Origin of the sequence: Leclercia barmai, assembly GCF_049312895.1 — a bacterium.
Lineage (GTDB): Bacteria > Pseudomonadota > Gammaproteobacteria > Enterobacterales > Enterobacteriaceae > Enterobacter > Enterobacter barmai.
This window is the reverse complement of sequence record NZ_JBMNWZ010000001.1, coordinates 91,524-114,164: the sequence shown is the minus strand read 5'-3', so window position 1 is coordinate 114,164 and position 22,641 is coordinate 91,524. Positions and strand designations below refer to the sequence as shown.

The 22,641-nt window shown below is 59.1% G+C and carries 19 protein-coding genes; 11 read left to right on the top strand and 8 right to left on the bottom strand.

Translation table 11 applies throughout. The features are described 5' to 3' along the window. The first annotated feature begins 60 nt into the window (after positions 1–60). The 4 genes from uhpC to fbpC all read left to right on the top strand — a co-directional run bounded on the left by uhpC (position 61) and on the right by fbpC (position 5,631). Entirely contained in the window at positions 61–1,380 is a 1,320-nt protein-coding gene (gene uhpC, locus ACOYA6_RS00490) for an MFS transporter family glucose-6-phosphate receptor UhpC (protein ID WP_422653835.1), read from the top strand. Between the two features lie 12 nt (positions 1,381–1,392). After that, on the top strand, positions 1,393–2,424 hold the full coding sequence (locus ACOYA6_RS00485; protein WP_039032440.1) for an ABC transporter substrate-binding protein: 1,032 nt from the start codon (positions 1,393–1,395) through the stop codon (positions 2,422–2,424). A gap of 77 nt (positions 2,425–2,501) precedes the next feature. Then, the gene (locus tag ACOYA6_RS00480; RefSeq protein ID WP_422653834.1) at positions 2,502–4,580 is read left to right on the top strand and encodes an ABC transporter permease; all 2,079 of its coding nucleotides are present in this window, start codon (positions 2,502–2,504) and stop codon (positions 4,578–4,580) included. A 4-nt stretch (positions 4,581–4,584) separates the two neighbouring features. Then, positions 4,585–5,631, top strand: a complete 1,047-nt coding sequence (fbpC, locus tag ACOYA6_RS00475; protein WP_138370656.1) for a ferric ABC transporter ATP-binding protein — start codon at positions 4,585–4,587, stop codon at positions 5,629–5,631. A 160-nt stretch (positions 5,632–5,791) separates the two neighbouring features. On the opposite strand, the gene mmuM is transcribed toward fbpC, so the two are convergent. Together mmuM and mmuP are read right to left on the bottom strand one after the other, a co-directional pair. Further along, the gene (mmuM, locus tag ACOYA6_RS00470) at positions 5,792–6,724 is read right to left on the bottom strand and encodes a homocysteine S-methyltransferase (protein ID WP_422653833.1); all 933 of its coding nucleotides are present in this window, start codon (positions 6,722–6,724) and stop codon (positions 5,792–5,794) included. Beyond that, on the bottom strand, positions 6,711–8,108 hold the full coding sequence (mmuP, locus tag ACOYA6_RS00465) for an S-methylmethionine permease (RefSeq protein WP_138370658.1): 1,398 nt from the start codon (positions 8,106–8,108) through the stop codon (positions 6,711–6,713). Before mmuP ends, mmuM begins: the two co-directional genes overlap by 14 nt. 543 nt (positions 8,109–8,651) lie before the next feature. Here mmuP and ACOYA6_RS00460 point away from each other — a divergent pair. The 5 genes from ACOYA6_RS00460 to ACOYA6_RS00440 all read left to right on the top strand — a co-directional run bounded on the left by ACOYA6_RS00460 (position 8,652) and on the right by ACOYA6_RS00440 (position 13,581). After that, on the top strand, positions 8,652–9,761 hold the full coding sequence (locus ACOYA6_RS00460; protein WP_422653832.1) for an AI-2E family transporter: 1,110 nt from the start codon (positions 8,652–8,654) through the stop codon (positions 9,759–9,761). 14 nt (positions 9,762–9,775) lie between these two features. Continuing rightward, on the top strand, positions 9,776–11,584 hold the full coding sequence (locus ACOYA6_RS00455) for a diguanylate cyclase (RefSeq protein WP_422653831.1): 1,809 nt from the start codon (positions 9,776–9,778) through the stop codon (positions 11,582–11,584). Positions 11,585–11,721: 137 nt separating this feature from the next. Then, a complete protein-coding gene (locus ACOYA6_RS00450) occupies positions 11,722–12,177 on the top strand; it encodes a GNAT family N-acetyltransferase (RefSeq protein ID WP_422653830.1) in 456 nt (151 codons plus the stop codon). 67 nt (positions 12,178–12,244) lie between these two features. Then, a complete protein-coding gene (locus ACOYA6_RS00445) occupies positions 12,245–12,577 on the top strand; it encodes a DUF1294 domain-containing protein (RefSeq protein WP_422653829.1) in 333 nt (110 codons plus the stop codon). A 62-nt stretch (positions 12,578–12,639) separates the two neighbouring features. Then, the gene (locus ACOYA6_RS00440; protein WP_039032449.1) at positions 12,640–13,581 is read left to right on the top strand and encodes a bifunctional helix-turn-helix transcriptional regulator/GNAT family N-acetyltransferase; all 942 of its coding nucleotides are present in this window, start codon (positions 12,640–12,642) and stop codon (positions 13,579–13,581) included. A gap of 57 nt (positions 13,582–13,638) precedes the next feature. Here ACOYA6_RS00440 and ACOYA6_RS00435 read toward each other — a convergent pair whose 3' ends face one another. Further along, on the bottom strand, positions 13,639–13,929 hold the full coding sequence (locus ACOYA6_RS00435) for a Bor family protein (protein ID WP_138370663.1): 291 nt from the start codon (positions 13,927–13,929) through the stop codon (positions 13,639–13,641). A gap of 332 nt (positions 13,930–14,261) precedes the next feature. Here ACOYA6_RS00435 and ACOYA6_RS00430 point away from each other — a divergent pair, with 332 nt between their 5' ends. Next, a complete protein-coding gene (locus ACOYA6_RS00430) occupies positions 14,262–16,088 on the top strand; it encodes a glycoside hydrolase family 15 protein (protein WP_422653828.1) in 1,827 nt (608 codons plus the stop codon). Positions 16,089–16,127: 39 nt separating this feature from the next. Here ACOYA6_RS00430 and ACOYA6_RS00425 read toward each other — a convergent pair whose 3' ends face one another. The 5 genes from ACOYA6_RS00425 to ACOYA6_RS00405 all read right to left on the bottom strand — a co-directional run bounded on the left by ACOYA6_RS00425 (position 16,128) and on the right by ACOYA6_RS00405 (position 21,150). After that, a complete protein-coding gene (locus ACOYA6_RS00425; RefSeq protein ID WP_422653827.1) occupies positions 16,128–17,447 on the bottom strand; it encodes an NAD(P)/FAD-dependent oxidoreductase in 1,320 nt (439 codons plus the stop codon). A 214-nt stretch (positions 17,448–17,661) separates the two neighbouring features. Then, positions 17,662–18,363, bottom strand: a complete 702-nt coding sequence (locus ACOYA6_RS00420) for a GntR family transcriptional regulator (protein ID WP_032707853.1) — start codon at positions 18,361–18,363, stop codon at positions 17,662–17,664. Between the two features lie 95 nt (positions 18,364–18,458). Further along, a complete protein-coding gene (locus tag ACOYA6_RS00415; RefSeq protein WP_226842336.1) occupies positions 18,459–18,623 on the bottom strand; it encodes a hypothetical protein in 165 nt (54 codons plus the stop codon). A 118-nt stretch (positions 18,624–18,741) separates the two neighbouring features. Beyond that, the gene (locus ACOYA6_RS00410; RefSeq protein ID WP_422653826.1) at positions 18,742–20,244 is read right to left on the bottom strand and encodes an aldehyde dehydrogenase; all 1,503 of its coding nucleotides are present in this window, start codon (positions 20,242–20,244) and stop codon (positions 18,742–18,744) included. Between the two features lie 9 nt (positions 20,245–20,253). Further along, the gene (locus ACOYA6_RS00405) at positions 20,254–21,150 is read right to left on the bottom strand and encodes a dihydrodipicolinate synthase family protein (protein ID WP_156126909.1); all 897 of its coding nucleotides are present in this window, start codon (positions 21,148–21,150) and stop codon (positions 20,254–20,256) included. 395 nt (positions 21,151–21,545) lie between these two features. Between ACOYA6_RS00405 and yddG the strand changes: the two genes are divergently transcribed. Next, the gene (gene yddG / locus ACOYA6_RS00400; RefSeq protein WP_422653825.1) at positions 21,546–22,457 is read left to right on the top strand and encodes an aromatic amino acid DMT transporter YddG; all 912 of its coding nucleotides are present in this window, start codon (positions 21,546–21,548) and stop codon (positions 22,455–22,457) included. Positions 22,458–22,641 lie beyond the last annotated feature (184 nt).

Here is a 22,641-nt window from a genome sequence, read left to right as displayed (position 1 = left end):
AAAGTCTTAGTCACGCCAGACTTTCTCTCATCCCTTTTTCGTCGCGCTTTCATACAGTCAATGCAAACGGAGAACGCCATGTCCGCACTGTCAGCTGAACAGGTTACACAACGCTACCGGGCACTGCGCCCGCGACTGCTGCTCTGCATGGTGATTGGCTACGCCGCGTTCTACCTGACGCGTAAAAGCCTCAACTATATCCTGCCCGCGTTGCAGCTGGATCTGGGGCTGAGCAAGAGCGATATCGGCCTGATCGGATCGCTGTTTTACCTGAGCTACGGCCTGTCGAAATTTGCCGCCGGGCTGTGGCATGACAGCAAAGGCCAGCGGGCCTTTATGGGCATCGGCCTGATGGCGACCGGGGTGCTGAACGTGCTGTTCGCCTTCGGGGATTCCCTGCCGCTGCTGCTGTTTATCTGGACGCTGAACGGCTTCTTTCAGGGATGGGGATGGCCGCCCTGCGCCAGGTTGCTCACCCACTGGTACTCGCGCAACGAGCGCGGCTTCTGGTGGGGATGCTGGAACACCTCTATCAACATCGGCGGAGCCATTATTCCGCTGATCTGTGCCTTCGCCGCCCATCGCTGGGGCTGGCAGGCAGCGATGCTGACACCGGGGATCATCAGTATCGTGCTCGGCCTGTGGCTGACCACACAACTGCGGGGCACACCGCAGGAAGAGGGTCTGCCGACGGTCGGGGAGTGGCGCAACGATCCGCTGGAACTGCGCCAGGAACAGCAGAGCCCGCCGATGGGGCTGTGGCAGATGTTACGCACCACCATGCTGCAAAACCCGATGATCTGGCTGCTCGGGGCGTCCTATGTGCTGGTGTATCTCATCCGCATCGCCCTCAACGACTGGGGCAACATCTGGCTGGCGGAGAGCCACGGGGTAAACCTGCTGAGCGCCAACGCCACGGTGATGCTGTTTGAGGTCGGCGGCCTGCTCGGGGCGCTGTTCGCCGGATGGGGTTCGGATCTGCTGTTCAGCGGCCAGCGGGCGCCGATGATTTTGCTGTTCACGCTGGGGCTGATGGTGTCGGTCGCCGCCCTGTGGCTGGCCCCGGTTCACCACTACGCCCTGCTGGCGATGTGCTTTTTTACGGTGGGATTTTTTGTCTTTGGTCCGCAGATGCTCATCGGCCTTGCCGCCGTGGAGTGCGGGCACAAGCAGGCAGCAGGCTCAATTACCGGTTTTCTCGGCGTGTTCGCTTATCTGGGGGCGGCGCTGGCCGGGTGGCCGCTGTCGCAGGTTATCGAACGCTACGGCTGGTCGGGGATGTTCAGTTTGCTCTCCATCGCCGCCGTACTGATGGGTTTACTCCTGATGCCCCTGCTGATGGCGGGCATCACCGCTTCTCGCAGTCACATAACGTCATAAAAGGGCTGAATAATGAAAACAACGCTTCTCTCTACCCTCATTGCTTCCGGGATCGCGCTGGCGACCTTAACCGGTGCCGCACAGGCCAAAGGCCGTCTGGTGGTCTACTGCAGCGCCACCAACGAAATGTGCGAAGCCGAAACCAAAGCGTTTGGCGATAAGTACGACGTCAAAACCTCGTTTATTCGCAACGGCTCCGGCAGTACGCTGGCGAAAGTGGATGCCGAGAAGAAAAACCCGCAGGCCGACGTCTGGTACGGCGGCACCCTGGATCCGCAGTCCCAGGCCGGTGAAATGGGGCTGCTGCAGCCGTACAAATCGAAGAACCTCGAGCAGATCATGGAGAAATTCCGCGATCCGGCGAAGGTGAAAGGCAACCTCTCCTCCGCCGTTTACGTGGGCATTCTGGGCTTTGGCGTCAACACCCAGCGCCTGAAAGAGAAGAACCTGCCGGTGCCGAAGTGCTGGAAAGATCTGACCAAACCGGAATACAAGGGTGAGATCCAGATTGCCGATCCGCAAAGCTCCGGCACCGCCTACACCGCGCTGGCGACCTTCGTGCAGTTGTGGGGTGAAGATCAGGCCTTCGACTACCTGAAGCAGCTGAACGGCAACGTCTCCCAGTACACCAAATCGGGCATCGCCCCGGCGCGTAACGCCGCCCGCGGTGAAACGGCCATCGGCATCGGCTTCCTGCACGACTATTCCCTCGAAAAAGAGCAGGGCGCCCCGCTGGAGCTGATCTCTCCGTGCGAAGGCACCGGGTATGAGATTGGTGGCGTCAGCATCCTGAAGGGCGCGCGTAACGAAGAGAACGCGAAGCTGTTCGTCGACTGGGTGCTGTCGAAAGAGGCTCAGGAGCTGGCGTGGAAGCAGGGCAAGTCCTATCAGATCCTGACCAACACCACCGCCGAGACCTCCCCGAACTCGCTGAAGCTGGATGACCTGAAGCTGATCAGCTACGACATGGACAAGTACGGCTCAACGGACGTGCGCAAGGCGCTGATCAACAAGTGGGTCAGCGACGTGAAGATGGGTAAATAAGCCCACTCGTGCGGTAAATGCCGGGTGGCGGCTACGCCTTACCCGGCCTACAACATTCATCAACACCCGGAACACCTATGTCACAGACACTCGCTCTTTATCCCGTGAAAAAACGGGATGCGGTCTTCCTTTGGGTTTTCGTCGGCTGGCTGGCCTTTGCCCTGCTGCCGAGCTGGAGCCTGGATTACGGCCTGCTGGAGTCCACCGCCGACGAGATCCTCGACGCCTACAGCTGGTCGCACTTCAACATCAGCTGGCTGTGGTATCTGCTCCCCACCCTGCTGCTGGTGCGCCCGTTCAGTGAAGCGAAGCGCGAGCAGCGCAGCCGCCACTACCTCGACGCCGGCTGGGCCCTGCTGTGCATGGCCTTTGTGGTCATCAGCGCCACCCTCGAAGGGCGCGGTTTAGGCTATGCCACCATCGTGCTGTTTGTGGCGCTGGGTTCGATCATGACCCTGGCTCTGACCCGCCTCGAATGGCTTGGCGGCGACCGCTTTGTCATCGGCTCGCTGATCGCCATCGTCGCGCTGATCGGCATCTTTATCGTCTGGCCGAGCATCGCCATCTTTATTCCGATGTTCACCAATGACGCAGGCGAGTTCGCCCCGCTGGCGTTTATGAACGTGCTGTCGCAGTCGCACATTATTCAGGTGATCATCAACTCGATCCTGCTCTGCGTGGCGGTCGGGATCGGCTGCACCTTCTTCGGCCTGGTGCTGGCGATCTACACCACCCGCATCGCGAAGCGCAGCGCCATCATCGGGCGCATCTTCTCGATCCTGCCCATCGTCACCCCGCCGTTCGTGGTGGGTCTCGGCGTGACGCTGATGATGGGCCGCTCGGGCTACATCACCGAGCTGATGGTCGACTGGTTCGGGCTGACCAATACCAACTGGCTGTACGGCTTCACCGGCATCTGGCTGGCGCAGGTGCTGGCCTTCACCCCGATGGCATTTATGATCCTCGACGGGGCGATCAAGACCATTCATCCGTCGCTGGAAGAGGCGTCCTACACCCTGCGCGCCAGCCGCTGGCAGACCTTCAACGGCGTCTTTGTGCCGCTGCTGAAACCAGCTCTGGCCAACGCCTTCCTGATCGTCATCGTCCAGTCGCTGGCGGACTTCAGTAACCCGCTGGTGCTGGGGGGCAACTTCGACGTGCTGGCGACGCAGATCTACTTCTACATCACCGGATCGCAGCTCGACTACCAGGCGGCCAGCACCCTCGGCGCGTTCCTGCTGCTCTTCTCGCTGCTGGTGTTCTGCATTCAGTACATGTGGATCGGCAAGCGCTCCTACGTCACCGTCTCCGGCAAGTCCTATCGCGGCGACGTCCAGCCTCTGCCGGTGACTCTGGTATGGAGCGTGATCGCCCTGCTGGCGGTGTGGATCGCCTTTAACGCCCTGCTCTACGGCAGCATTTTCTACGGCAGCTTTACCGTCAACTGGGGGGTGGATTACACCCTGACGCTGGATAACTTTATCAAGCTGTTCGGCCAGGGGATGAGCGACGGCGCATGGCCTTCGCTGCTGGATACCCTGCTGTACGCCGGGATCGCCGCGCCGATCACCGCCGCCTTCGGGTTGCTGATCGCCTGGATCGTGGTGCGCCAGCAGTTCAAAGGCAAAAAGACCATCGAGTTCACCACCATGCTGTGCTTTGCCGTCCCGGGCACCGTGGCTGGCGTCTCCTATATCCTGGCCTTTAACAGCGCCCCGGTGTACCTCACCGGCACCGCCGCTATCGTCATTATCTCGATGGTAATGCGTAACGTCCCGGTGGGTATTCGTGCCGGGATCGCGGGGCTGGGGCAGATCGACAAATCGCTGGACGAAGCCTCGCTGAGCCTGCGCGCCGGTTCGCTACGCACCATTAGGCACATCCTGCTGCCGCTGCTGCGCCCGGCCATTCTGTCGGCGCTGATCTACAGCTTTGTGCGCGCCATTACCACCGTCAGCGCCATTGTGTTCCTCGTCACGCCGGATACCCGCGTGGCCACCGCCTACATCCTGAACCGCGTGGAAGACGGCGAATACGGCGTGGCGATTGCCTACGGCTCGATCCTGATTGTGGTCATGCTGGCGATCATTTTCCTCTTTGACTGGCTGATCGGTGAGGCACGAATCTCCCGCTCAAAAGCCAAAAACCAGGCGTAACACTATGACTCAGAAACATTTCGTTGAACTGCGTAACGTGACCAAGCGCTTTGGCGCGAACACGGTGATTGAAAACATCAACCTGGCGATCCCCCAGGGGCAGATGGTGACCCTGCTTGGCCCGTCCGGCTGCGGTAAAACCACGGTGCTGCGCCTGGTGGCCGGGCTGGAGAAACCCACCGACGGGCAGATCCTCATCGACGGCGAGGACGTGACCCACCGCTCCATTCAGCAGCGTGATATCTGCATGGTGTTTCAGTCCTACGCCCTCTTCCCGCACATGTCGCTGGGCGAGAACGTCGGCTACGGCCTGAAGATGCTCGGCGTGTCGCGCAGTGAGATCAAAGCCCGCGTCAAAGAGGCGCTGGCGATGGTGGATCTGGAGGGCTTTGAAGATCGCTACGTGGACCAGATCTCCGGCGGCCAGCAGCAGCGCGTGGCCCTGGCCCGCGCCCTGATCCTCAAGCCGAAAGTGCTGCTGTTCGATGAGCCGTTAAGTAACCTTGATGCCAACCTGCGTCGGAGCATGCGGGATAAGATCCGCGAGCTGCAAAAGCAGTTCAACATTACTTCTCTGTACGTGACCCACGATCAGAGCGAGGCCTTTGCGGTGTCGGATACGGTGCTGGTGATGAACAAGGGCAACATCATGCAGATTGGCTCCCCGCAGGATCTCTATCGCCAGCCCGCGTCGCGCTTTATGGCGAGCTTTATGGGCGATGCCAACCTGTTCCCGGCGAGCTTCACCCAGGACTACGTGGCGATCCACGGCTATCGCCTGCCCCGCCCGCTGCACTTTGCTGCCATGGGCGCGGGCACCGTCGGGGTGCGCCCGGAGGCGATCACCTTAAGCCAGCACGGCGAGGCCAGCCAGCGCTGCGTGATCCGCCACGTCGCCTACATGGGCCCGCAGTACGAGGTGATTGTGGAGTGGCACGGGCAAGAGATTTTGCTGCAGGTGAACGCGACAAGACTGCAGCCGGATGTGGGGGAGGAGTATTTCCTGGAGATCCACCCGTACGGGATGTTTGTACTGGCGGATGTGGCATAGGTAAAAGCACCATCGCCCGGCGGCGCTACGCTTGCCGGGCCTACGAACGGCACGAACCGTAGGCCGGGTAAGCGTAGCGCCACCCGGCAATGGTTACAGCGGTGCGGCCTGTTCCCCTCACCCTGACCCTCTCCCCAAAGGGGCGAGGGGAAAAACACGGTTACCTTTGGGCGTGCAGATCCGCAATGTCCTTCGGCGTCGTCCGACAGCATCCGCCAATCAGTTTCGCCCCTGCCGCCAGCCACTGCGGCAGATACCCCGCCAGCGTCTCGCACGCCTCGCCGTGGTGGTGCCAGGTTTTGGTCGTCGCGTCGTAATGCTCCCCCGAGTTCGGGTAGACCACCAGCGGCAGCGCGGTCAGGCTTTGCAGATGCTGCAGCGCGGCGGTGGTGTTCTCCAGCGCGATGCAGTTAATGCCCAGGGCAATCACCTGCGGTGAGTTCGCCAGCACCGACACCACCTCGCGCAGCGGCGTGCCGTCGCTCAGGTGTTCGCTGTCGCGAAGCGTAAACGAGAACCACGCCCGGGCGCGGGGATAGTCCGTCAGCAACGCCGCCAGGGCTTTTATTTCCGCAAACGATGGCAGGGTTTCGCAGGCCAGCAGGTCAGCTCCGGCATCCAGCAACGCCTCTACGCGCGGGCGGTGAAAGGCGCTGAACTCCTCTGCGCTACGCACGTAGTCGCCGCGATATTCCGATCCGTCGGCCAGGAACGCGCCGTACGGCCCGACGGACCCGGCCACCAGTAGCGCGCCCGCCTGCGGGTTTTCCGCCAGATACGCCTCTCGCGCCTTGCGTGCCAGCTCAACGCTTTTGCTAATCAGCGCCCGGGACTGCGCCTCGTCCAGCCCGCGGGCGGCAAAGCCGTCCGGCGTGGCCTGGTAGCTGGCGGTGATCGCCACCTGCGCCCCGGCGCGGAAGTAGTCGAGATGCACGTCGCGGATCAGCTCCGGATTCTCCATTAAAACCTTCGCCGACCACAGGCTGTCGGCCAGGTTGCAGCCGCGCGCTTCCAGTTCCGTTGCCATCGCCCCGTCCAGCACCACAAACGGCTGGGACTCAAGGATGGCGGTAAGCGGATTATTCTGCGACATGTTCAGGCTCCTGGGTTTTCAGATTTTGGGTAAGGTAGTACGCCCCATAGCAGAGCGCCACAAACGGCAACCCACAGTAAAGGGCAATGCGCTGGCTAGGGTCAAACGCCAGGCCGACGCAGGCCACCAGGCAGAGGATAAAGCCCAGCACCGGCACCAGCGGATACCACGGGGCGCGATACTGCAACGCGCTCAAGGGTTTGCCCGCCTGCAGATGACGGCGGCGGAAGACAAAGTGCGAGGCGCAGATGCTGATCCACACCGCCACCACCGCAAAGCCGGAAATGGCAGACAGCGCGACAAACACCGTGTCCGGGGCCACCACGCTTGAGAAGAGCGCCAGCACGCCGCCGAGCATCGACACCGACAGCGCGGTGAGCGGCACGCCGTTTTTGTTCACCCTGGCAAAGCAGCGCGGCAGGGTTTTCTCGTTCGACAGCGACCACAGCATGCGTCCGGAGGCGTAGAGCCCGGAGTTGGCCGCCGAGAGGATCGCCGTCAGGATGACAAAGTTGACGATATCCGCGGCATACGGAATGCCGACCTTCTCAAACACCAGCACGAACGGGCTTTTCTCCACCCCGGCCTGCTGCATCGGGATCAGCGCCGCCAGCACAAACACGGTGCCGATAAAGAAGATAATCAGGCGGGCAATGGTGGTGCGAATGGCGACCGGAATCACCTTGTGCGGGTTCTCGGTCTCCCCGGCGGCAATGCCGATAAGCTCGGTGCCGGAGAAAGCAAAGTTAACCGCCACCATGGTCATCAGGATCGGCAGGCCGCCGTGCGGGAACCAGCCTTCGGCGGTGATGTTGCTGAGCCCCGGCGCGGGAGAACCGTCCTGCATCGGGATAAAGCCAAAGATGGCCGCTCCGCCCAGAATAATAAAGGCGATGATGGTGATCACTTTCACCAGCGAGAACCAGAACTCCCCTTCGGCGAAGAAGCGGGTCGAGATGACGTTGAGGGCGAAGATCACCGCGCAGAAGACCACGCACCACACCCAGACCGGCACCTGCGGGAACCAGTACTGCATGCAGAACCCGGCGGCGGTAAAGCTCGACCCGAGCGCCACCGTCCAGGTGAGCCAGTAGAGCCACGCCACGGTATAGCCGGTTGCCGGGCCAAGATAGCGCGCGGCATAGACGTGAAAGGCGCCGGTTTCCGGCATCGCCACGGAGAGTTCGCCGAGACACTGCATCACCAGCCAGACCACCAGCGCGCCGATCAGATAGGCCAGCAGCGTGCCCGCCGCCCCGGTGGTTGAAATGATGTAACCCGTATTAAAAAACAGCCCTGTGCCAATCACGCCGCCGAGCGACAGCATGATTAAGTGGCGAGTCTTCATGGTGCGCTGAAGCTGCCCATTTTGTTGTGTTTGCATATCACCTTCTATACGTATGGACATCTAAACATCCAAAAGAAGGTGTTTTTATACCGCGATTGTTAACAAATTGCTAGCCATGCACCAGACGAAGACATCCTCGACGGGCGCTCAGGCGGGGATGAACCGTATAAATGACGTAGAGAAAGGGTCGCCATGCCATCTGATACCTCCTGCAAGCCGATACTTACAGCATGTACCGCCCCGCATCCTCCGTCGGTCAGACGAAAGTGGGATCTGTTTTGGGCCGCTAAACTTTAGGGGGAGTGCGCGGCGCCCGGCGGCGCTCCGCTTGCACGGGCCTACAAAACCACGAAACGTAGGCCGGGTAAGGCATCGCCGCCACCCGGCAACAGGGCGAACTCATTAGGGGAAGTGCGCAGCGCCCGGCGGCGCTCCGCTTGCACGGGCCTACAAAACCACGAAACGTAGGCCGGGTAAGGCATCGCCGCCACCCGGCAACAGGCCGCACGCAATCATGAGAATGTTAAATCATATAAAACATCCTATAGTCGTAGTGTTTATATAAAAAAGGATGATCCAATGCGATTTAACGGACTGACCAAGGGTTTCTTCATACTTATTCTCCTGTTGGTTACCTGGGCGTTTTTTGATGTGCTGTCGCCCTACTTCTCGGCGATCCTGTGGGCCGCTATCCTGGCGGTGATTTTCTACCCGGTTAAAAACGCGCTGCGTATCAGGCTGGGGGATCGCAACGGGCTGGCGGCGCTGCTCAGCGTGCTGCTGATCTGCCTGATTGTTTTTATTCCGCTGATGGTGATCTTTTCCTCATTAGCCTTTGAACTCAATATCGTTTATACGCGCCTGCAGCAGAACGACACCCAGTTTTCCACCGTGGTGGCGAGCCTCTTCGCCCATCTGCCCCACTGGCTGCGCACCCTGATGATCGAGCACGATCTCGATACCGCGGCGCAGATCCAGCAGAAGCTCTCTGAAGCAGCGTTAAGAGGCGGACAATACCTGGCCGGCAGCGCCTTCCTGATTGGTAAGGGCACCTTTGGCTTCGCCATCAGCTTTGGCGTGATGGTCTATCTGCTGTTCTTCCTGCTGAAAGATGGCCCCTGGCTGGTGCGCCAGATCCTCAACAGCCTGCCGCTGTCGAATTTCGCCAAACAGCATCTGTTTGCCAAGTTTGCCGGGGTCGCCAGAGCGACGGTAAAAGGCACGGCCGTGGTGGCCCTGGTCCAGGGTTTGCTGGGCGGGATCGCCTTCTGGATAGTCGGTATCAACGGCAGCATTTTGTGGGGCGCGCTGATGGCGTTCCTGTCCCTCATCCCGGCGGTGGGTTCGGCCATCATCTGGGTGCCCGCGGCCATCTTCCTCTTCGCCACACAGCAAATCTGGCAGGGCCTGTTTATCGTCGGGTTCTTTGTGCTGATCGTCGGCCTGGTGGATAACATTCTGCGTCCGCTGCTGGTGGGTAAAGACACCAAAATGCCCGACTATCTCATCCTCATCACCACCCTGGGCGGGATGGAGATTTACGGTATCAATGGCTTTGTGATTGGCCCGTTGATCGCCGCCCTGTTTATCGCCTGCTGGAATCTGCTCTCGGGGCGCGATCATGCCGGTAATGCCGAAGAAATAGATGACGCCATTATCGAAGAAGGCAAAAATTCGCCTGATTTATGAAAAAGGAATAAGACTTGCGTATCGCCACTATCACTAACTGGGCATACGGTGCCACGGTCTGTCTGACCATCGCTTCAGGGATAGCCATGTTAATGGCTTCCAGCGCTGAAAAGGTGGAGCGACAGGCCGTAGAACAGCGCTACGTCTTCGATCAACTGACCGAAGAAGTTGAGGTGGACGCCTGGGCGCTCTCGGATCTGGCGCGGCTGTATGTCATCAAACAGACGCCCGCGGTGGCCGACGAGTATCGCCAGAAAGCGGCCTCCATGGTCGGCGTCGAGCATCGCCTGCAAAAGCTTAAAGACGCGGGGGCCAGCGATGAAGAGCTGGCCCTGCTGCACGAAGGGCTAAGCGTGGCCGATGCCCTGCAGGATGAACAGCAGCGCGCCATCGCCAGCGTCAATAGCGGGCAGCAGGCGCAGGCCATTGAACGGCTCTATGGCGAGCGTTACGAGAGCGAACTGGAGCAGGTGCAAAATCAGCTCGACCATTTTCGCCAGATGCTGGACCGCCGCACCGACGCGGCCATTGAGGATGCCACGGCAAAATCCCACGCGCTGCGCACCCTCTCCGAGGTGATGGTCGGCCTCACCGCGCTGATGTTCCTGTTTGTGCTGGGCTTTATCCTTAAGCGCCGGGTGCTGCGCCCGGTGGTGCGCCTGAGCGACGTGGTCAACCGGCTGGCTTCCCAGGATTATGCCGTCGAAGCCCCGGATTACCGTCAGATCGACGAAATTGGCGACATGGCCCAGGCGATCCGCATCTTTCGTGAAAACGGCCTGGTGCGGCAGCGGCTTGAGAAGGAGCGCGACGCCGACTGGGCGATCCGCGAACTGCTGGCGCGCATGACGCAGCGCCTGCAGGGGTGCGAATCCGTCGAGGACGTGCTGAACGTCGCGCGGCTGTTCGCCCCCAGCATTGCGCCGGGGATCGCCGGGCGCCTCTATCTGCTCGAACACGAACCGTGGCAGATGCGCTGCGCCGCCGAGTGGCTCAACCCGCAGGGCGAGCCCGATCCGTTCCATCCGGACCAGTGCTGGGCGGTGCGTCGCGGTCAGAGCCATCCGCCGGTCAACGGCGAGCCGGATATCGCCTGCTATCACCTGCCGGACAGCTGCGCCCATCACGCCCTTTGCGTGCCGCTGATTGCCCAGGGCGAAGCCATCGGCCTGCTCTCCTTCCAGAACCTTACTCCGGCGATGGCCCCTTCCCGCGCCTATCTGGAGCTGATGGCTGAAGCGCTTGGTCTGGCGCTGGCTAACCAGCGTCTGCGCGATGCCCTGCTGGAAAAAGCGCTGTTCGATCCTCTGACCGGGCTGCGCAACCGCCATCATCTGGAAGATGCCCTGCGCACCCAGATGAACCAGGCGCTGCACAGCGGGAACCCGGTAAGCTGCCTGATGATCGACATCGACCACTTCAAAGCCATCAACGACAGGCTGGGGCACGAAGCGGGCGACCAGGTGATTAAGGGTGTGGCGGCAATTGTCCAGCGCGCGGTCAGCGACAAGGGCATGGCGTTCCGCTATGGCGGCGAGGAGTTTCTGGCCCTGCTGCCGGGCGCGGATGAAGCGGCGGCGTTTGCCACTGCCAGCGAAATCCATACCGCCGTGCACGGCCTGGCGCTGCGCTATGAGCTGTCGGAGATCGGCCCGGTGGATGTGTCGATTGGCATTGCCAGCTATCCGCAGCACGCTCAGGGCGAAAACCTGCTGCGCGCCGCCGACGTGGCGCTGTACCGCGCGAAAGAGCTGGGGCGTTCAAGGATTGTGAGTTTCGGGATGCTGGAGGCGGGGAATCAGCCACCGGGGGCGAATATCTGACAGAGCTCAAAGAAGCTCCCGTCGCCGGCGGGTGCTTCTTCCATCTTCGCGCTGTAGCATCATAACGTTTGCGTATGATAAGCCGGTTTTACAATGACTTATACTGGCATCCAAACCGAATTTCAGCCCCAGTCAAAATGATAACCATCGAAAAATCCAGCCCAATCTCAACCGACTCTCAGACGCTCATCGATCAACTTTCCTCAGAGCTTGCCGCTATAACCGGCGACAGTGGCAAAAGCCACTTCGACCCGCAGGATGTCTCCGGGGCGCGGGCGATGTGGGTGATAGCGAAAGATGAAAATAATCAGCCCATAGGCTGTGGTGCATTCCGCCCGTTGACTGAGACCACTGCCGAACTCAAACGCATGTTCTCTGACCGGAGTTGCCCGGGCACTGGGGCGGCGCTACTCGCCTGGCTTGAAGAGGCAGCCCGGGGCATGGGCTACCGCGAGCTGTGGCTTGAGACGCGTAAAATCAACGCTCGCGCGGTGCAGTTCTATCTGAAGCATGGCTATGTGCAGAGAGAAAACTATGGCCCCTATATCGGGCGCGACGAGGCCATCTGTTTTGCCAAAAGGTTAACCGGCTAGCCCGGTTACACTCCCGCAAGGATCGCGTATCATCGCCCTTCCGGATTGATAACTGATACCGCCTACCATGCTCAATGTCCTCTGTTATTTCCTTCTCGCCCTTGCCGCCGCGGGCAGCGCCCTGTTGCCTCATTCTCTGGCGATGTGGTTTCTGCTCGCCAGCGCGCTGACGTTTTTGATCTACGGTGCCGACAAACTGGCGGCCCGCAAAGCCTGGCGCAGAGTCCCGGAATCGACCCTGCTGATATGCGGGTTTGTCGGGGGATGGCCAGGCGCTATCTTTGGCCAGCAGCTGTTTCGTCATAAAACCCAGAAGCAGCCGTTCAAAACCTATTTTATGGTTAGCGTGGTGCTTAACGTCGCGGTGCTGATGCTTGTCGCCTGGCGTTTCGCTTCCTGATTGACAGCAATGCGTGAAAGATGGTTGTATAGTACAACTATCTTTCACAGGCTAACCTAATAATGACTGATTCGTCGATTGTTGAAGAGATCCGTATCTCGTCGCGTCTGATGGTGCGGGAACTCGGCTTTATGAACCACACCCTTGCGGCAACGGACTACTCCCCTTCCGTCGTGCATACCCTGCTTGAGATGGAAGCCAGGGGCTCCCTGACTGCCGCCCAACTGGTGCAGATCCTGGGACTGGAGAAATCCAGCGTCAGCCGCATGCTCGCCAAACTGATCAAGGCCGGAGAGCTGGAAGAGAGCGCCTCCCCGGAAGATGCCAGAATCAAGCAGCTTAGCCTGAGCCCTCAGGGCAGAGAAACGGTGCGCAGAATTAATGCCTACGGTAACGAACGCGTCATTTCCGCCCTGCAAAAAATGGACGCCAGCCAGCAGCGCGTCGTATCACAGGGCCTGAGCGTCTATGCCAGCGCCCTCAAAGCCTGCAGGGATGATGTTGATCTGCCAGAAAAAAGCGCGGTAACCATTGTCTCTGGCTATCATCCAGGCATGATTGGCCGCATCACGGAGATGCACGGCAGCTATTACGCGAGAGAGCATCACTTTGGCTCTTTTTTTGAGGCGAAGGTCGCCGCTGGCTTAGCGGATTTTTCGGGGCGTCTGGACAATGCGACCAATCAAATCTGGCTGGCGATGCAGAACGGACGCATCGTTGGCTCAGTCGCCATTGACGGCGAAGATCTCGGAAACAACGAGGCGCATTTGCGCTGGTTTATCCTGGATGACGGTTGTCGCGGTGGCGGCGTGGGCAGAAAGCTGATTGCTGAAGCGATGAAGTTTTGCGATGAGAGGGAGTTCTCTGCGGTTCAGCTGTGGACCTTTAATAAGCTGACGGCGGCACGGCGGTTGTATGAGTCCTTCGGCTTTGTATTATCGAAAGAGTGGCAAGGCGATCAGTGGGGCAGCACCATTACAGAGCAACAGTTTACGCGTAAATAAATCGATTCCAGGCGCTAATAAATAATGGCGGGCATTATTAAATGCCCGCCATTATATTTATTTAGCGCAATAGACCCGCGCTTCACGAGGGGTATAAATACCCAGCGTTACGACACGTAATAATACATCCGTGCCGGATTCCTGCACTTCGGTACGAATAACTTTATCCGCGCCGCCGCAAACCTGCGCCGCATCAATCGTCTTAGACTGACCAATACCATTAACAAAGAAGGATTGTTTTGTTTCCTGAGTGGGCTTTTCAGCCACCCCGCTGTTGATCCTGAAAGTTTGTTGGGCGCAGCCGGACAGAGCAACCGCGACGAACGCTATCATCATTAACTTTTTCATAATTTTCTTAGGTTGGGGAGGAACAGTCCTGGATGTTATGACTGCCCCCCTGCCCAACATATCCGACCAGCGGGCATATCGCGAAACTTACGCGTTCTATTGACGCGCCATTGATATATGTAATTTCGGCAGATTGGCTTTGTTAAACGAGTGTGTGCGGCGAGTAAGAAAAAAGCATCTGTGCGGCATATTCCCCCTCACCCCAGCCCTCTCCCTGAATGGAGAGGGAGCCGATGGTGCCAGGATTTTCTCCCATCATATCCCCCCTGAAAGCGCGATAACCGTCACATTATGCCAGGCTTTATATTCATCAAAGAAAAGGGATCACTCATTTGAAAAATGCGAAATACGACATGCCTTTGCGCGATAACGGGTTCGTTGGCCTTGGAGACTACGCCGCTATCGGTGAAGGGCGCTCGGTGGCGCTCATCGCCCCGGATGGTTCGATCGACTGGTGGGGCGCACCCAACCTCGATTCCCCGCCCCTTTTTGACCGCTTGCTGGACCCTGGCATCGGCGGTTTTTTCAGCCTGACGCCGGCGAGTGAATACACCGTCTCCCGCGCCTATCGCGAGGACAGCAACATCCTGGAAACCCGCTTTGAAACGAAAGACGGCACGGCGCTGTTAACCGAATCCATCAACAGCACACTGGCAGGCCGTCTGCCCTGGAGCGAGCTGGCCCGCCGTATGGAAGGGGTGCGCGGCACCGTGACGTTCAGACTTCAACTGCGGTTCGGAACGATGATCGAAACGCGATCGCCCTGGCGCTCCGATACCGACAAGGGCAGCGTTTACCATATCGGCGACCTGATGGCGATGCTCCACACCAGCGAAAACGTGGTCATTACCCGTGCCGATGATGAAGAGATCGAGGCGGAGATCGTCCTGAAGAAAGGGAGCCGGGAGATTGTCGCGCTGCTGGTGACCCTGGATGAGCCGCTGGCGGTACCGGACATTCAGGCGATTGATAACCGCATTGAAACCAGCCACACCGCCTGGCAGGACTGGGTGAAGGGGCTGAAATACGACGGCCTCTATAAAGATCACGTTATCCGCTCCGCGCTGGCGCTGAAGTTCCTCTGGTACTCCCCCACCGGCGCGCTGGCGGCAGCCGCCACCACCTCACTGCCGGAGGGGCCCGGCGGCAGCAAAAACTATGATTACCGCTTTGCCTGGGTGCGCGATGCCTGCCTGATCATCAAAGCCTTTACCTATCTGGGCACCCTTGAAGAGTGTAAAGCGGCCTTCTCCTGGCTGTCGAAAACCATCATTAAACACGGCCCGGAGATGCGGGCCTGCTACACCCTCGACGGCGAACTGGTGCCGGAAGAGACCTACCCCGAACTGCAGGGCTACCGGGATTCGCAGCCGGTACGCCTCGGCAATAACGCCCGCAACCAGCGCCAGCTGAGCATGTATGGCGATATGCTTGGCGTGGCGAAACTGTTCGTCGAGGCGGGGCATATTCTGGATATCGGCACCTCGCGCTTCCTGGGGCATCTTGCCAACCAGTGCGCCGACCGCTGGCGCATGAAGGACTCCGGGATCTGGGAGCTGCCGGAAGAGCGGCATTACACCCACTCAAAAATGGCCTGCTGGCTGGCGCTGGACTGCGCCGTGGTGCTGGCCGAGACCAACCATATCGAACCTACATGGAAAGCGCGCTGGGCCCGGGAGCGGGACCGCATCCGCGACTGGATTGAAGAGCACTGCTGGTCGGAGACCCATCAGTCCTACTGTTTTTACGACGGGGACGGCGGGCTGCTGGATGCGTCGCTCACCCTGGTGTCGCGCTACGGTGTGAAAGTGAACCCGAAACGCATGAAGCTGACCTATCAGGCCATCCAACGCGAGCTGGGTCATAACAGCGCGATGATCTACCGCTACAGCGGGGTTGAGCAGGAGGAGAGCACCTTTATCGCCTGCGCCTTCTGGCTGGCGGAGGCCTGGGCCTCGATGGGCGAACCGGAGCAGGCCGAAAAGAACATGGATGAAATTCTTGAAACGCTATGTCATCGCGGCAATGTCGAAACCTTCAATGAAATGTTCGATACCCGCACCGGCGAGTGGGTCGGCAATATGCCTCAGGGGTTAAGCCATCTGGCGCTGATCTGTGCGGCGCAGGCTATCAGCGATCATCAACAGGAAGAGAAATAGCGCTGAGCCCGGCCAGCCGCTGGCCGGGCATCACCGATGCTATACCTCCAGCCCCGCGCGGAACTGGCCCCACTTCAGCACCGAATTCACCCCAATCGACAGGAACGGCTCCGGCGGGGTTCTGTTCGGGCCCGGCGATGCCACCAGGAAGTCGATCAGCTCGTTGCGCTCCCCGGCGATCATATCCGCCAGCAGCTTGCCGGTAGCGGTGCCGCGGGTGATCCCCAGACCGTTACAGCACAGCGCGCCATAGACGTTTGGTGCCAGCTGACCAAAGAAGCCTTCGTGATTATCCGACAGGCAGATGGCCCCGCTCCAGGAGTATTCGAAATCAACCTTGCTCAGCATCGGGAAGCGGCGCTCGAACGATTTACGGTGGGTCTCGATATTGTGCTTCAGCTGTTTGTCACGCGGACGGCCATCGGGATGGAAGCTAAAGCTGTTACGCATCAGGATGCGGTTATCAACCGTGCGGCGCACGGTGCTGCCAAACGGATGCGCCGGGATAACGCCCCACACCGGCTTGCCGCCGAGCTGCGCCTGCTCTTCAGCGGTCAACGGACGGGTCAGGCTGCCATAAAGGAAGGTCGGCAGCAGGCGACCGCGCAGGAAGCCAAAGTGAGCAGCAAAGGCGTTGTTCGCCAGGATCAGCGTGTCGGCGGTGATGCTGCCGTGGTCATGCACCAGCGTCACTTTGTCGCCATAGTCGATGGACGTGATCGGCGTATTTTCATACAGGGTCACGTTAGAGGGCAGGCTGTCCGCCAGTCCTTTCACCAGCGCCGAGGGCTGGAGCAGAATAGTGCCCGGAATGTAGAGCGCCTGCTGGTAGTATGAGGTGCCGATATGGTCCGGCAGATCCTTCCCGGGGATCATCTCCGCGTGACGGCCAATCTTCTCCAGCCCGCTGCGGTAGGCCTCCAGAATAGCGATCCCCTTCTCCCCCACCGCGGCCTGATATTTGCCGGAGTCGCTCATCTGACATTCAATGCCGTGCTCCTTCACAATCTCACGCAGATAGTTCTGCCCGAGGGTGTTGAGCTTGAGGATCAGATTCGCGGTGGTGACATCACCGATATAGTCCTTCGCCCCGATATCGTGCGGGACATCAATGGCGAAACCGGCGTTGCGCCCGGAGGAGCCGTAGCCCACGTCCTGCGCTTCAACCAGCACCACTTCATCATCCGGGAAGTTGAGTGCCAGCTGGCGGGCGGCGGCCAGCCCGGTTAACCCGGCACCGACGATGGCCCAGCGGGCATGCTTTTGCCCCGTGTGGGCAGGACGCGGGGTACGCGGTTGACTGGTGTGATACCAACCCGGCAGGGCGTCGTCAGCAGGTAGAGAAGTGATCTTTTGCACGTGGGTTACTCCGGTAAGTAGCGTTGAATCAATGTTAGCCATCCCGAGAAAATGTGTATGTGATGTATATCTCATGTATACATCAAGTATAAAAATAGTTACAGGAATGATAAAAAAGGCGTGCGAAGCCCGGCGCAGCGGGGCGTCAGAGAAGAAATACGAATGGGGAAAGGAGGCCTGTCAGCGGGTGCCAGCAGGCCTTAGCGGGATGCGTTCAGCGGTTATCCCCCTCCGGGAAAGGGGCGAAGTTATCGGCTTTCAGCCCCTGGGGCGCGATGAAGATCTCCATGTTTTCCCGCGACAGTTCCCAGTGCTCAAACACCAGATCGACCACCGCCTGTTCATCACGCGCCTCGATGGCAGCGATAAAGGCATCGTGATGATCCGCAGCCAGCTGTAAACGGCGCTCCATGTCCTCGTTTTGCGGCCGGAAGAAGGTGTGCCCGATGCGACAGTGGTCGATCAGCAAACGTCCCAGGCTCGGCTGCAGATAGGGGTTGGCCGCCATCTCGCCCATGATCTCGTGAAAACGGTTGTTCTCCAGCGCCAGGGCTTCGGCATCGCGGGTTTGCACCGCCTTACGAAATCGCTTCTGGGTCTCTTTCAGCGCTTTTAGCTGCGCCGGTTTGTAATGCTGTACGGCAAGACGCCCGGTGGCGGCATAGATCATCGGCGCTACCAGGAAGAAATTGCGCAGCGTCGAGTGGCTCATCGGGATCACCCGTACGCCGCGTTTTTCCACAATTTCGAGGTACCCTTCCCCCGCCAGGCGCTGGAATACTTCACGCACCGGCGTACGGGAGAGACCGTACTGCGCGGTCAGCGCGGCTTCATCCAGCAGCTCGTCCGGATCCAGCTCCATGGTCAGAATATGTCGCTTGAGATCCTCATACAGCGCTACCTTTCCCGTTCTCATTGCCGCCTCCTGAAAATCGACCTGTGATGCTTAACTATGATGTTGCTTAACCTACAGATAAAGATGTGCAACAGCAAAATTATCAGCCACAGCAATCATGCTCTGCGCATTTCTCTGGCCGTCTGATAGATCAGCCTCAGGAGGGGCTCCGGATCCCGGTCTGGGGGATGGCGCAGGATCTCCCCACGCAGCCAGACAATTTCACTGCCGGCAACGTGGCGAAACGGCGGCAGCTGCCCGGCATTTTTTAGCCACTTCATAATAAAGGCATTTTTTTGCCGGTTTGAGCAGATGCGTCCCTGCTTTCTCGACAGGCCAACCGCCACCAGAAGACAGAAATAGAAATGAATTCTCTCTTCCAGACCGTTAAAAACGGCTTCAGGCGTCGTCTTCAGAGAGATCAATCCAGAGAGTCTTCAGTTCGGTGTACTGGTCGAGGGCGAAGACAGATTTATCGCGCCCGCCAAAGCCCGACTGCTTGTAGCCGCCAAACGGCGTGGTGGCGTCACCTTCCCCGAAGCAGTTCACCGTCACCGTGCCGGCGCGGATGGCGCGCGAGACGCGAATGGCCCGGTTCAGCCTGCCGGTATACACCGACGCGGCCAGGCCGTACTGCGTATCGTTCGCCAGGGCAATAGCTTCCGCTTCGGTTCTGAAGGTGGTGACGCACAGCACCGGGCCGAAGATCTCCTCCCGGAACAGCGCGCTCTCAGGCGTTACGCCATCGATAATGGTCGGCTGGACGTAAACGCCCTGCTCGGTATCGCCGCCCTGCACCATCCGCAGCCCTTCCTGACGGGCGGTGTCGAGATAGCCGCTCACCTTGCTGAAATGCTCCGTCGAGACCATGGCCCCCAGCCGGTTGTTCGGATCGAGCGGGTTGCCCATGCGCCAGTCGCCGATCTGCGCCGCCATCTCCTTCAGAAGCGCATCTTTAACATTCTCCTGCACCAGCAGGCGCGAGGTGGCGGAACAGTTCTCACCCATGTTCCAGAATGCCCCGTTAAGCACGTGTCCGGCGACGGCGGCCAGATCCCCGGCGTCGTCAAAGACCACAGCCGGATTTTTACCGCCACACTCCAGCACCACCTTTTTCAGGTTGGATTCTGCCGCGTAGTGCAGGAAACGCCGTCCGGTAGCGGTGGAGCCGGTAAAGCTCACCATGTCGATATCCGGGTGCAGGCCAATCGGCTCCCCGACCTCCTTGCCGGTGCCGGTGACGATATTCAGCACCCCCGCCGGGACGCCCGCTTCATACGCCAGCTCGGCAACCCGCAGCGCGGTCAGCGAGGTTTGCTCCGCTGGTTTCACGACCACAGAACAGCCAGCCGCCAGCGCCGGGCCAATTTTCCAGGCCAGCATCAGCAGCGGGAAGTTCCACGGCAGGACGCAGCCCACCACACCAATCGGCTCGCGCACCACCAGCGCCATCGCGCCGTTACCGACCGGGGCGGTGTGGTCATACAGTTTGTCGATGGCTTCGGCGTGCCACTTCAGCACGTGGATGGTTTCCGGCACGTCGACCGCTTCACATTCGCTGACCGGTTTGCCGCTGTCGAGGCTCTCCAGCACTGCCAGAGAGGCGATCTCCTGCTCCATCAGCGCCGCCAGCTTCAGCAGCACCGCTTTGCGTTCGCCCGGCGCCTGCTTGCTCCAGCTTCCGGCCTCGAAGGCGCTGCGCGCCCCTTCCACCGCGGCATTGACGTCGGTGACGTCGCAGGCGGCAATGTGAGTGAGGATCTCCCCGGTAGCCGGGTTAGTGGTCGCCAGGGTCTTGCCTGAACGCGCGGCCACGAAGCGGCCGTTGATAAAGGCTTTGTCTGCCAGAGAAAGCCCCCGGGCGATGGCCGTTACCGCATCCAGCGTTTGCAACTGACTCATATCGCCCCCTTACAGCGCCGCAGCGACGTTGCGTTTCACATCGGCAATCACCGCTTTCAGTTGCGCTTTCTCTTCTTCATTCAGATCCTGCAGCGGCGCACGCACCGTGCCGGAGGTCAGGCCGTTGAGCTCGCAGCCGTAACGGATGGACTGCACGAACTTTCCGCCGTCGAGGAAGTTCATCAGCGGCATCATCGCCGCCATGATCTTGCGACCTTTGGCGAAATCTTTTTCCACCACGCAGGCTTCGTACAGCGCCACGTGCTCGCGCGGGATGAAGTTGGAACCGGCGCAGACCCAGCTTTTCGCGCCCCAGGCGAAGAACTCCAGCGCCTGATCGTCCCAGCCGCAGGAGAGCGCGATGTTCGGGAATTTGCAGGCCAGCAGGTGCAGGTTATTGAAGTCGCCGGAGCTCTCTTTGATCGCCACCACGTTCGGCGAGCGGCTCACTTCGCGGAAATAGGTCTCGCCCATGGTGATGCCCATGCGGCCCGGGTAGTTGTAGAGCATGATCGGCAGCTGCGCGGCCTTATCAACGGTCAGCGCGTGATGGGCGTTTTCCAGCTCGGTCGGCAGGGCATACGGCGGCGAGGTCACCAGGATGGCGTCGGCTTTGGTCTCACGGGCATGTTTCGCGTAGTCCACCGCGTCTTCGGTACGCGTCGCGCCGGTGCCGACAATCAGCGGCAGGCGGGTGCCAATCACCTGACGCGCATGCTCTACCAGCGCCTTACGCTCCTGTGGGCTCTGCGCGTAGTACTCACCGGTAGAGCCACCGATGATGATGCCGTGAACGCGGGCGTCGATCAGCGACTCCAGCACCTCTGAAAAGCGCGGGAAATCAATGCTGCCATCGGCTGCGTAAGGGGTAATTGCCGGGGTGTAGATACCTTCAAATGTCAACACGATAACCTCCAGGGGGAATTCACGACCGTTTAAGTCTGCTACGCAACCGTGATGGACTGCGTTTGTTAAAAATTTGCACACAGGGAGGAAAAAGGTCAATGGATGAATATTTTTTGTATACAACAAAAATACAACATAAATACGGGATAACAGGAGATTTTTACGATCAATCAAAAATAAACACTTAATAATCAATTAATTAAATTGTTAATTCTACCGTAGTAATTTTCTATATGATTTCAGATAGCGATCACATTCCCGAATTATCGCTCTCTGAGACGTATTTACAGCGTCCATCGGGAGGCATAGTTTTAATCCTGTAGTTAACCAGAATTTAACAAAGTGGCACGCCAGAACCCCTGGTTGTGACCTAAATGTAAACAGAGGTAGCGGTTATGCCCCATAAGAAAGCGACACTCATCGGCCTGATCGCCATCCTGCTCTGGAGCGCGATTGTCGGCCTGATCAAAAGCGTGAGCGAAGGCTTTGGCCCGGTGGGCGGGGCGGCGTTGATCTATTCCTGTAGCGCGGTGCTGCTGCTGTTTACCATCGGCTTTCCGAAGATCCAAAAGTTCCCGCTGAGCTATCTCATCATCGGCAGCGTGCTGTTCGTTTGCTATGAGCTGTGCCTGTCGCTGTCGCTGGGCTTTACCCATAACGGGCGGCAGGCGATTGAAGTGGGGATGGTGAATTATCTCTGGCCGAGTATGACTATTTTACTGGCGGTGATGGTTAACCGTCAGAAAACCAGCCCGTTGATTATTCCCGGCGTGATGTTAGCCATCGTCGGAATTGGCCGGGTGCTGGGCGGCGACGGCGGATTTTCGCTGACGGAGATGAGTAATAACGTCATGGATAATCCGTTAAGTTATGGCCTGGCATTCAGCGGAGCGGTGATCTGGGCAATATATTGCGTGGTCACCCAGCGTATCGCCCAGGGAAATAACGGTATCACCTTGTTCTTTATATTAACGGCGCTGACGTTATGGGTGAAATATCTCACCTCGCCACAACCGGAATTTGTGCTGTCGTTGCACGCGTGGATCAGCCTGCTGCTGGCGGCAATGGCAATGGGCTTTGGCTACGCCGCCTGGAACGTCGGGATCCTGCACGGCAACGTTACGGTGCTGGCGGCGGCATCGTACTTTATCCCCATCATCTCAGCGGTGCTGGCCGCCTTTATGCTGGATTCGCACCTGACTCTGGCCTTCTGGCAGGGCACGGCGATGGTGAGCCTGGGCTCGCTTATCTGCTGGTGGTCGACACGCACGGTTGCCATAAAACGATTATCTGACGAAGCGTCTTAAAATAACAAACACAGTAAAAACATAATAAATATAACTGACATCTTATCCGACCACCTGCAGCGGAGGAGTATTTGCCATGAATTACGCGAAATAACGCACGCTCTTATTTAACGCTTGAACCTTCTTAGACCTATATTTATTCCGTAATCGATGATTAATGGAAAGCGGTTTCGCTCGGCCTGAA

Coding starts and splice junctions, on each gene's coding strand:
- uhpC (WP_422653835.1), top strand. CDS start 61: ATGCAAACGGAGAACGCCATGTCCGCACTGTCAGCTGAACAGGTTACA.
- ACOYA6_RS00485 (WP_039032440.1), top strand. CDS start 1,393: ATGAAAACAACGCTTCTCTCTACCCTCATTGCTTCCGGGATCGCGCTG.
- ACOYA6_RS00480 (WP_422653834.1), top strand. CDS start 2,502: ATGTCACAGACACTCGCTCTTTATCCCGTGAAAAAACGGGATGCGGTC.
- fbpC (WP_138370656.1), top strand. CDS start 4,585: ATGACTCAGAAACATTTCGTTGAACTGCGTAACGTGACCAAGCGCTTT.
- mmuM (WP_422653833.1), bottom strand. CDS start 6,724: ATGTCGCAGAATAATCCGCTTACCGCCATCCTTGAGTCCCAGCCGTTT.
- mmuP (WP_138370658.1), bottom strand. CDS start 8,108: ATGCAAACACAACAAAATGGGCAGCTTCAGCGCACCATGAAGACTCGC.
- ACOYA6_RS00460 (WP_422653832.1), top strand. CDS start 8,652: ATGCGATTTAACGGACTGACCAAGGGTTTCTTCATACTTATTCTCCTG.
- ACOYA6_RS00450 (WP_422653830.1), top strand. CDS start 11,722: ATGATAACCATCGAAAAATCCAGCCCAATCTCAACCGACTCTCAGACG.
- ACOYA6_RS00445 (WP_422653829.1), top strand. CDS start 12,245: ATGCTCAATGTCCTCTGTTATTTCCTTCTCGCCCTTGCCGCCGCGGGC.
- ACOYA6_RS00440 (WP_039032449.1), top strand. CDS start 12,640: ATGACTGATTCGTCGATTGTTGAAGAGATCCGTATCTCGTCGCGTCTG.
- ACOYA6_RS00435 (WP_138370663.1), bottom strand. CDS start 13,929: ATGAAAAAGTTAATGATGATAGCGTTCGTCGCGGTTGCTCTGTCCGGC.
- ACOYA6_RS00420 (WP_032707853.1), bottom strand. CDS start 18,363: ATGAGAACGGGAAAGGTAGCGCTGTATGAGGATCTCAAGCGACATATT.
- ACOYA6_RS00415 (WP_226842336.1), bottom strand. CDS start 18,623: ATGAAGTGGCTAAAAAATGCCGGGCAGCTGCCGCCGTTTCGCCACGTT.
- ACOYA6_RS00410 (WP_422653826.1), bottom strand. CDS start 20,244: ATGAGTCAGTTGCAAACGCTGGATGCGGTAACGGCCATCGCCCGGGGG.
- yddG (WP_422653825.1), top strand. CDS start 21,546: ATGCCCCATAAGAAAGCGACACTCATCGGCCTGATCGCCATCCTGCTC.